This window comes from Patescibacteria group bacterium (genome assembly GCA_026417895.1).
GTDB lineage: Bacteria > Patescibacteriota > Patescibacteriia > UBA2591 > CALHIP01 > CALHIP01.
The window spans coordinates 1-8,084 of record JAOACJ010000004.1; the positions used below are offsets into that span (position 1 = coordinate 1).

At 36.1% G+C, this 8,084-nt stretch carries 9 protein-coding genes, 3 tRNA genes and 2 rRNA genes; 2 read left to right on the top strand and 12 right to left on the bottom strand.

The genetic code is table 11. The annotated features are described in order from the left end of the window. From N2259_00795 to rpsF, 9 genes are all read right to left on the bottom strand, one after another. The coding region (locus tag N2259_00795) for a hypothetical protein (GenBank protein ID MCX7778770.1) at nt 1–361 on the bottom strand (361 nt) is incomplete at its 3' end. A 39-nt stretch (nt 362–400) separates the two neighbouring features. After that, nucleotides 401–471, bottom strand: a tRNA-Ala gene (locus tag N2259_00800). A gap of 10 nt (nt 472–481) precedes the next feature. Continuing rightward, a tRNA-Lys gene (locus N2259_00805) sits at nt 482–554 on the bottom strand. Between the two features lie 11 nt (nt 555–565). Next, nucleotides 566–637, bottom strand: a tRNA-Arg gene (locus N2259_00810). 59 nt (nt 638–696) lie between these two features. Continuing rightward, nucleotides 697–1,746 carry a PilT/PilU family type 4a pilus ATPase gene (locus tag N2259_00815; GenBank protein ID MCX7778771.1) on the bottom strand — a complete coding sequence of 350 codons (1,050 nt, stop codon included), beginning with the start codon at nt 1,744–1,746 and terminating at the stop codon, nt 697–699. 37 nt (nt 1,747–1,783) lie between these two features. Continuing rightward, nucleotides 1,784–2,344 carry an elongation factor P gene (efp, locus tag N2259_00820; GenBank protein ID MCX7778772.1) on the bottom strand — a complete coding sequence of 187 codons (561 nt, stop codon included), beginning with the start codon at nt 2,342–2,344 and terminating at the stop codon, nt 1,784–1,786. Between the two features lie 7 nt (nt 2,345–2,351). Beyond that, the gene (rpsR, locus tag N2259_00825; protein ID MCX7778773.1) at nt 2,352–2,561 is read right to left on the bottom strand and encodes a 30S ribosomal protein S18; all 210 of its coding nucleotides are present in this window, start codon (nt 2,559–2,561) and stop codon (nt 2,352–2,354) included. 45 nt (nt 2,562–2,606) lie between these two features. Then, the gene (gene ssb / locus N2259_00830; protein MCX7778774.1) at nt 2,607–3,035 is read right to left on the bottom strand and encodes a single-stranded DNA-binding protein; all 429 of its coding nucleotides are present in this window, start codon (nt 3,033–3,035) and stop codon (nt 2,607–2,609) included. A 7-nt stretch (nt 3,036–3,042) separates the two neighbouring features. After that, nucleotides 3,043–3,450, bottom strand: a complete 408-nt coding sequence (rpsF, locus tag N2259_00835; protein ID MCX7778775.1) for a 30S ribosomal protein S6 — start codon at nt 3,448–3,450, stop codon at nt 3,043–3,045. A 169-nt stretch (nt 3,451–3,619) separates the two neighbouring features. Here rpsF and N2259_00840 point away from each other — a divergent pair, with 169 nt between their 5' ends. Then, nucleotides 3,620–4,867: a DNA methyltransferase gene (locus tag N2259_00840; protein ID MCX7778776.1), complete on the top strand. Its 1,248-nt coding sequence runs from the start codon at nt 3,620–3,622 to the stop codon at nt 4,865–4,867. Between the two features lie 3 nt (nt 4,868–4,870). Then, nucleotides 4,871–5,494: a RecX family transcriptional regulator gene (locus N2259_00845; protein MCX7778777.1), complete on the top strand. Its 624-nt coding sequence runs from the start codon at nt 4,871–4,873 to the stop codon at nt 5,492–5,494. Here N2259_00845 and N2259_00850 read toward each other — a convergent pair. From N2259_00850 to N2259_00860, 3 genes are all read right to left on the bottom strand, one after another. Next, on the bottom strand, nt 5,484–6,743 hold the full coding sequence (locus tag N2259_00850; GenBank protein ID MCX7778778.1) for an endonuclease Q family protein: 1,260 nt from the start codon (nt 6,741–6,743) through the stop codon (nt 5,484–5,486). The two genes, N2259_00845 and N2259_00850, sit on opposite strands and share 11 nt — an antisense overlap. A 128-nt stretch (nt 6,744–6,871) precedes the next feature. After that, a 5S ribosomal RNA gene (rrf, locus tag N2259_00855) occupies nt 6,872–6,988 on the bottom strand. Nucleotides 6,989–7,058: 70 nt separating this feature from the next. Continuing rightward, nucleotides 7,059–8,084: ribosomal RNA gene (locus N2259_00860) — 23S ribosomal RNA — on the bottom strand; the annotation flags it as partial.

The following is an 8,084-nucleotide window of genomic DNA, read 5'->3' on the forward strand; positions in this document are numbered from 1 at the left end:
AATGAAGAATGGCCTCTTGACCAAAGGGAAAAGAGAGAGAAAAAAACTTGACTAGAGATGAAATGAGCCAGTCAAAATCTGGTAAAACAGAAAAAAGAAAAACAAACCAATAATGCCTGACATACTTAATTAAAATATAAAGAGTAATTGGCCAGACGAGAAGAAAGTGATAAACCAACCAAAACCAGTCATAAATTAAAGGCATTGGCGGATGATAGGTTAATATTCCTAATTTATCTAAAAGGCCGTGGGAAATAATTGCTAAAAGAGCAATCAAAAAATACCGAAGAAAGGCCGGTCGTAGTTTGTTGGTCGTTTCTTGAAGAAAAATACCAGTAATCAAATGGGTCACACCCTGCATTGATTCAATTTAGTCAAAAAATAATTTATAAAAATCAAATGGACCTAGGCAGAATCGAACTGCCACCCCTACATTGCAAATGTAGTGTTCTACCATTAAACTATAGGCCCTTTTTATTTTTGCGCCCAGCAGGATTCGAACCTGCGGCCGACTGCTTAAGAGGCAGTTGCTCTACCAGCTGAGCTATGGGCGCGAAAACAATCCTGCCTCCAGAGGGAATCGAACCCCCATTTTCGGTTCCGAAGACCGATGTTTTATCCATTAAACTATGGAGGCAGAAAATTAAAAAAATAAAAACTAAAAGAAATTAATTTTTAATTCATTAAACTCGCGAATTATTCGGCTAAATCCTGTGGCCGACTCATATGGGCTAAGGCCGTTTCTCTAGTAATCAGACCGTCTTCGTAAAGTTTTTTCAAGTTTTGATCAAAAGTAAACATTCCTTCTTCCGCCCCAGTTTGAATGACGGATTTAATTTGAGCAATTTTATTTTCTCGAATCAAGTTTGCCACAGCTGGTGTATTAATCAAAACTTCGCGAGCAGCAATTCGACCACCATTAACTTTCGGAATAAGTTTTTGAGCGATAATACCTTTCAAAGAAAGAGAAAGTTGAATCCTGATTTGAACTTGTTGTTGGGGTGGAAAAACATCAATAATCCGATTGACAGCCTGAACGGCATCAAAGGTATGCAAGGTGGTGAGGACTAAATGACCAGTTTCAGCTAAAGTAATAGTTGAACTCATTGTTTCTAAATCTCTCATCTCGCCAACCATAATGACATTGGGATCTTGACGAACAATGTATTTAAGGGCACGCTGAAAAGAATTCATATCGGTGTCCAGTTCTCGTTGGACAATAATACTCTTTTTAGAATTAAAAATAAACTCAATCGGGTCTTCGAGAGTAATAATCCGACAAACTCTTTCCTGATTAATCAATTCAATCATCGCTGCTAAAGAGGTTGATTTACCGCAACCGGCTGGACCGGTAACGATAATTAAGCCACCACTTTCCCTGGCCAGACGATAAGCAATAGGAGGCATAGTAATTTCTTCCATTGTCGGAATGTGGGGCAAAATAATTCTCGCCGAAAGAGAAAGATTGCCTCTTTCCCAAAAAACAGAAATTCTGGCACGAATTAATTTACCTAAATTAAAAGAAAGGTCGGTTTCTTTATTTTCTAAAAGTCGTTTCCTCTGCTCTGGAGTAGTAAGACTTTCTACAACTTCTTGCATATCTTCTTGAGTAAGCATTGGCCATTTTTTTATACTATTTAAATTGCCATCAATGCGAAAAATTGGACAATGACCAACAACTAAATGAACATCGGAAGCGTTCATTGCCGCCGCCTCTTTAAAAATTTCTTCAATGTTTATGGCCATAAACTTAGGGTTGTTTTAATAAATTTTCAAAATGGTTTTATTTTCTTTCAACATATTGGCCAGTTTCGGTATTAACAATAACTTCATCACCAGTTTCAACAAAAAGGGGGGTTTCTATTTCTAAGCCGGTTTCTAGCTTAACGGTTTTTAATGTTTTGCCTTGAGCTGTGTCACCCCGCACCGCCGGTGAAGCCTCAATGACTTTCAAACTAACCTTCTGTGGTAATTCTAGCGCCACTGGCCGATCTTCAAAGTAGAGAATTAAAACCTCTAAACCTTCTTTCAAAAAATCTTTTTTTTTCTCTATTTGTTCTTCAGATAAAGAAATTTCCTCAAAATTTTCTAAATTCATGAAAGAAAAATTCTTTCCTTGGCGATAAAGGAAGGCGGCTTTTATTTTTCTTATCTCTGCCTCTTCAATTTTATCGCCGGCATTAAAAGTTTTCTCAATCGTTTTACCGGAAATCAAATTTTTCAAAGTTGTTCTAACGAAAGCTCGGCGCTGAGCCGTTCGCGCATGTTGTGAACGTAAAACAAGATATGGCTCGTTTTCTAATTTAATTACCGTGCCTTGTTTTTTTAATTCGTTAATATCCATCGTAATTTTATTTTTTAACAAATGGCAATAAAGCCATAATTCGTGCTCTTTTAATGGCTCGACTCAATTTTCTTTGATGTTTAGCGCAGGTCCTTCTTCTTTTTCGAGAGAGAATTCTCCCGTAAGGTGAAATAAAACGTCTAAGAGTCTCGACGTCTTTGTAATCAATTTCATCAATATGTTTCGTACAAAAATAACACTCTTTTTTGTTGTTCATAATAAAACAAAATAAACGAAAGTTTTTTTATTTTTTAGATTTAATTTAAAAGGGAACCTCTTCAACATTAATCTCTTCTTCTTCAGTAGTTAACGGTTCTTCTGGTGGCACTTCTTCTTCAACAACTTCTTCCATAGTTACACCGCGTGGCTTTGGACCAAGTTGAAGATTCTCAGCAACAATTTCCGTTCTTGTTCTTTTCGTTCCATCAGGAGCAGTCCAGTTTCTTGTCTCAATCCTGCCTTCAATAAAAACCATCTGTCCTTTGACTAAGTAATTTTGACAAATTTCCGCTAATCGCCCCCAGGTGATAATGTTATGAAATTCAGTTTTTTCTTTTTTTTCACCTGTCGGATCTTTCCAAACCCGACTTGTCGCGACGCCGAAGGTACAGACAGTTTGACCAGTTGGCGTTGTTCTTGATTCTGGTGCCCGCGTTAATCGACCGACAATAATGACTTTATTAACATTCATAGAAAAATTATTTAATTAATTTATTCTCGTCAGCTAAAATTTTTTCTATTTTTTCATCAAGTTTTTCTAAATCAACTTTCTCTGGCTGAACTGGTTTCTTTTGAATTTCTTCTGGTTTTTCTGGTTTTTCCGACCACTTTCTTACTTTAACAATTTGATATCTTAAAATTTCAGAAATGTTTTTTAATTTTTCTTCTAATTTCTTAATGAAATCTGACTTTAATTTAAAACCAAAGGCAAAATAATAGCCCCTTTTTTCATGCCGAATAGGATAGGCAAGTTTTTTTTCGCCAAAATCATTTTTATAAACAAGCGAGGCTTGAAAATCAAAAAGAATTTCTTCAATTTTTTTTACTAAAGAGGCAATTGATTCTGGAGAAAGATTTGAGGAAAAAAGACAGAGTAATTCGTACATATAAATTAATAGTCCTTGGTTATTAGTCTGTAGTTTTGGTTATTAGTTATTGGTTTAAAAACTATTAACTAAATAACTATAACCAATAACTAAAAACTAATGATTATTTTAGCAAATTTACAATCTTAGACAAATTGATTTTGAGGGTAACTATTGGTAGAATCTAAATATGATTAGTAATTTATATTTCTTTATTTTAGGTCGTTGGCCAACCTTGTCAAGCGCAGAAATTTGGCGTCAAACCGACCGTCAAGCCAATTTTTATAAGTTTTCTGACGAAGTTTTGGTTTTAAAAACTAAAGAAAAATTAGAAGTTGAGAACTTACAGAAAAAATTAGGTGGCACCATTAAGATTGGCCTTATTTTCTTTCGCGGTGATTTTGATTGGCTAAAATTTAATTTAGATATTTTTTTAAAAGAATTACCGCTTGAAAATCAAAAAAGGGTTTATTTTGGTTTTAGTCTCTATCAACTAGGACGAAAAATAAACCTCAAAAATTATCAAGCAAAAATTAAAAAATTAGCTTTGACTCTCAAGAGCAGATTAAAAGAAAAAAATATCTCCTCGCGTTGGGTTGAATCAAAAGAAAAGAACCTTTCTTCTGTAATTATCCAAAAAAATAGATTACTAACCCAGGGAAGAGAATTTGTTTTTTTGATTGATCGAAATGAAATTTTAATCGGCAAAACTTTAAGTTGCCAAAGTTTTGAGGAATATGAAAGGTCTGATTTTGGCCGGCCACAAAGGAAAATTGAAGAAGGAATGATGCCGCCAAAATTGGCAAAAATTATGATTAATCTAGCCCAAGTATCAGAAAACGGTGTAATCTTAGATCCGTTTTGTGGTTCAGGAACCATCCTCCAAGAAGCAATTTTAATGGGTTATCAAAATGTCATTGGCACGGATATTAGTGAAGAGGCAATAAAAAGAACACAAGAAAACATTAGGTGGCTTCTTGAAAGCTCAAAATTTGAAATTCAAAATTCAAAATTACAATTTATTAAAATTAAAAAATGTGATGTAAGGAATTTAAGCCAAGTTTTATCACCGAATTCAGTTGAGGCAATTGTCACTGAACCATATTTAGGACCGTTGAAAATTTCAAATGCCGTTCAAATTTCAAATTTAATTAATGAATTGTCTCAACTATATTGTACTGCTTTCCGGGAGTTTAAAAAAATTTTAAAAAAAGACGGCCGGATTGTTATCATTTTTCCAATTTTTAAAATAAATAGTAGATTAAATTTTCTGCCAATTTTAGATGAACTAAAAAAATCCGATTGGCAAATAATTAATCCTTTGCCAAAAGAATTAAGAAAAAAACCAATTATCCAATTAACTTGTCGTGGTTCAATAATTTATTGCCGACCGGACCAGAAAATTTTAAGAGAAATTTTTATTTTTCAGTTAAAATAAATAATGGGGCCAAAAATTACTAAAATTAGTCAACAAAAAAGAAATTCGCGGGTCAATATTTACCTTGACGGAAAATTCGCTTTTGGTTTATCAAAAAAAACATTAGCTGATTTTGATTTGTATAATGGTAAAGTAATTTCAAAAAAGGAAATAGAAAAAATTTTAGAAAAAGACCAAAGAGTTAAAGCTTTGGAAAAATCTTTTCGTTGGTTGGCTGTAAGACAAAGAAGTAGGAGAGAAATAGAGAAAAAACTCAAAGAAAAGGGCTTTACCAAAAAAGTCATTCAAAAAACTTTAAAAAAATTAAAGGATTTAGACTATTTAGATGACGAAAAATTTGCTCACGCCTGGCTGGAAGCAAGAAAATTGTCTGGTAAAGGAAAATTTATCATTCAAAAAGAATTAAAAGAAAAGGGCCTTAATGAGACATTAATCAAAAAAATTTTAGAAGAATATAAAAAAGAAGAAGAGATTGAGCACGGTCTTGAATTAGCAAAAAAGAAAATTAAAACTTATCAAAATTTAAAACCATTTGAACAAAAACAAAAACTGGCTCGTTATTTAGCCAGCCGTGGCTTCAGTTGGGAAAACATTTTCGAAATGATGAAAGAATTATTTAAAATTTAAAGAGTAGGCCCTGTCTATTTTCTTTTTTTTCTTCTAATTGATTGAAAACATTAATTTTACCATAAACACCATCATAGCCAGCAATTTTTTGTACTTTGCCCTGGCGCATTTTTAATATTCCTTCGACAATTTTTTCCGAAGCAATTTTGGCCAACTCTTTCTCTCCTAAGTCAAGAAGAATTTGAAACTCGCTACCGCCCTTCTCAATTAAATTTAAATATTCCTGTTCTATCGCTTTAGAATTTTTCTCTACGCCTAAAGACTCAGCAATAATTTCGCGCAATGGTACTAGACTTTTAAAAGGAATGACATTCTCTGGTATAAATCCTTCAGGTCGATCGGCTAATTTGTCAACTCGGTGCATGACGCCAATTGTTAATGGTTTGCCGCAGGCTGGACAGAAACCGCCTCTTTTTTTTGTTTCAGCTGGCGAAAAAGAAACTTGACAAAGACGATGACCATCGAAATGATATTTCCCTTCTTCAGGAAAAAATTCGATAGTATATTTTAAATGAGTAGGGTCTTTTTTCTTTAAAGTCTCAATAATTTTTTGGTAAGAAACTTCTGAAAATTCAAAAACCGTTGCCTCACGGCCAAGATTTTGAGGAGAGTGTGAATCTGAACAAGAAATTAAAGTAACTTGATCTAGTTTCGAAAGTCGCCAATTCATTGGCGGATCACTAGAAAGTCCAGTCTCAATGGCATAGATATACGGTCTTAATTCATCAAAACATTCTTCAAGAGAATCAAAACCAGATTTTGAACCAAAAATTGAGTACCAGGGCGTCCAAACATGGGCGGGGACAACTAAACCTCCGGCCGAGATTTCTAAGACCATTCTTAAAATTTCTTTAGCATCTAAACCTAACATCGGTCGGCCATCAGCTTTAAGATTAGCACTCCAAGAAAGTTGGGTGTTAAATTTTTCAACACTTTGAAAATCGGGAAAGAAAATAATCAGATGAATACGTCGAACAACACCTTTTTTAGTATAAATACAAGAAACTTCTGTCGTTAAAATAAAATAAACAGCTGAATCTTTGGTTGTTTTTAATCTAAAAAAGCCATTATCAAGTGGTTCTAATTTTTCTTTTAATTCTTTAAACCAAAGTGGGTGAGTGAAGTCGCCTGTGCCTAAAATTTGAATTCCTTTCCACCGTGCCCATTTTTCTAAATTTTCTAAATCCATTTGCTGGGAAGTAGCACGAGAGTATTTGGAATGAAGATGAAAATCAGCAATATAACGCATAAAAACAGTTTAAAATTCAAGTTTCAAAAGACAAAAATAAAAATTATAAAATAATATCCAAGATTAATTATAACAGAAAACAAAAGAAGAAAAATCTAATTTTGATAAATTTAATAAAACAAAAATCCTCTTGGCAGTGGCCTACTTTCACCTCCGGCGAACCGGAGATTATCATCGGCGCTGAAGGGCTTAACTACCGAGTTCGGAATGGGATCGGGTGTTTCCCCTTCGCTCAAACCACCAAGAAGATTTTATGAATTGAAAAAATTAAAAATTAAAAAAATAAAAATTTTATCATCATAAGGGCTTGTATGGATCCTGATTGAAAATGACCGATTAGTACGGCTTGGCTCAATCCGTTACCGGACTTACACCTGCCGCCTATCAACCTGATCATCTCTCAGGGGTCTATGAAACCTAATCTTGGGAACGGCTTCACGCTTAGATGCTTTCAGCGTTTATCCGTGCCGAACGTGGCTACCCAGCAATGCTCTTGGCAGAACAGCTGGTACACCAGAGGTTCGTTAGTCCTGGTCCTCTCGTACTAAGGACTAGCTCCCTCAAGTTTCAACGCCTCCGACAGATAGGAGACCGAACTGTCTTACGACGTTCTGAACCCAGCTCACGTATCGCTTTAACTGGCGAACAGCCAGACCCTTGGGACCTTCTCCAGCCCCAGGATGCGATGAGCCGACATCGAGGTGCCGAACCGGGCCGTCGATAGGGACTCTCGGGCCCGACGAGCCTGTTATCCCCGGAGTAGCTTTTATCCGTTGATCTTTGCGCCGCCTATAAGGACGCATCGGTTCACTAAGTTCGAGTTTCCTCTCTGCGCGGCACGTACGCCTTGCAGTTAAGCCGGCTTATGCCTTTGCACTATCAGAGCGATTTCCATCCGCTCCTAGCCGACCTTATAAACGCCTCCGTTACCTTTTAGGAGGCATCCGCCCCAGATAAACTACCCACCAGACAGTGTCCCCTGCTAAAGCAGGGTTAGAATTAGAGTTAAATCAGGGTGGTGTCTCATTGGCGTCCTGTTTTAACAACAGAACTCCCACCTACGCTCAACAGATTTAACCGTAATTCAATGTCAAGTTGTAGTAAAGCTTCACGGGGTCTTTTCGTCTAGTCGGAGGTAACCCGCGTCTTCACGGGTCTCGCAATTTCGCTGAGTCCCTCGTTGAGACAGTTCTCACGTCGTTATGCCATTCGTGCAGGCCGGAACTCACCCGGCAAGGGATTACGCTACCATAGGACGGTTATAGTTACCGCCGGCGTTCATCAGGGCTTAGGTTCAAAGCTCCCCTCACAAAAGTGAGGTTCACCTCTCCCCTTAACCTT